Source organism: Oleiphilus sp. HI0117, from assembly GCF_001635235.1.
In genome coordinates this window covers 1-1,192 of sequence record NZ_LWGA01000097.1, presented here as the reverse complement: position 1 = coordinate 1,192, position 1,192 = coordinate 1, and the positions used below count along the sequence as shown (strand labels likewise).

The window sequence follows — 1,192 nt, the reverse complement described above, 5'->3', positions numbered from 1 at the left end:
AAAGGTGACTTCGCAGAGGATGTAACACTACTTGCTGGTCAAACTTATAAGATCGACGGCGAAGTTAACTTCTTAGACGGGACTACTTTAACAATTCCTGCTGGTACGACGTTGTACGGTGCGACAGGTTCTTCTTACCTTGCTATTAACCGTGGTGCGCAGATTTTTGCTGAAGGTGCTGAAAATAGCCCAATCATATTTACTTCTGCACAGGATATCGCGGGCACTGCTGGTCAGAATGATCAGGGTCAATGGGGTGGTCTGACAATTCTAGGTAGCTCTGAAAACAATAAAGGCGAGCGCACTTATGAAGCTGGCACGCAGGCATATGGCCCAATCAATGGCGTAGCAGATGCAACGGATAACAGCGGTATTCTTGACTACGTGATCATTAAATATTCTGGTTACGCAATTGAAAAAGACAAAGAGCTAAATGGTTTGTCTCTAGGTTCAGTTGGTAGCGGTACTCAAATTAGCAACATCGCTATCGTTGGTTCTGCAGATGATGGTATTGAGCTTTGGGGTGGTACGGTTGATGTTGATGGTCTGTACATCTACAACGCAGGTGATGATTCAATCGATACTGACCAGGGTTATATCGGCACTCTTTCAAACGTTTACGTTCAGCAAGTTGTTGTTGATGATGAGATTGACTCACGTGCAATCGAAGCTGACTCGCACAGCACTGACGATTCAGGCACACCAATTGCTAAGCCAACGCTTGAAAATGCAACACTAGATACAATCGGTCGCGCTATTCGTCTTCGTGAAGGTACAGGCTACGTATTTGACAACGTGCAAGTTAATGTTAAGTCTTCAAGTGCTGATGCATCACTAATTGGTACACAGGTTGATGACGGTGAAGGTGGTACCGAAGAGTACACTGAAGCTGACTACATTGCAGACATCGCAGCAATCCGTGTAAGTGATACTGCTGTAACTGGTGATGAAATTGAAACAGCAGGTGCTGGTATCGCGATCAAGAATGACGCAGTTGAGTTAGTGATTGATGATGCTGTAACAGGCGACATCGGTGCTGACGGTATCATCACTAGTGGTAAGGGTATCTATCGTGACGAAGGTACACGTGACATTTTCCGTGCACTTGGTGATGTACATGAAACAGTCGGTGTTTCTGGTGATATGGTTGACGAAGCATATCTAGACTCTTCTGGTGTAGCATTTGCTGCAG

The 1,192-nt window shown here is 45.2% G+C and carries 1 pseudogene; it reads left to right on the top strand.

What is annotated here, in order from left to right:
- Positions 1 to 1,192: pseudogene (locus tag A3757_RS26065) on the top strand (hypothetical protein); the annotation flags it as partial.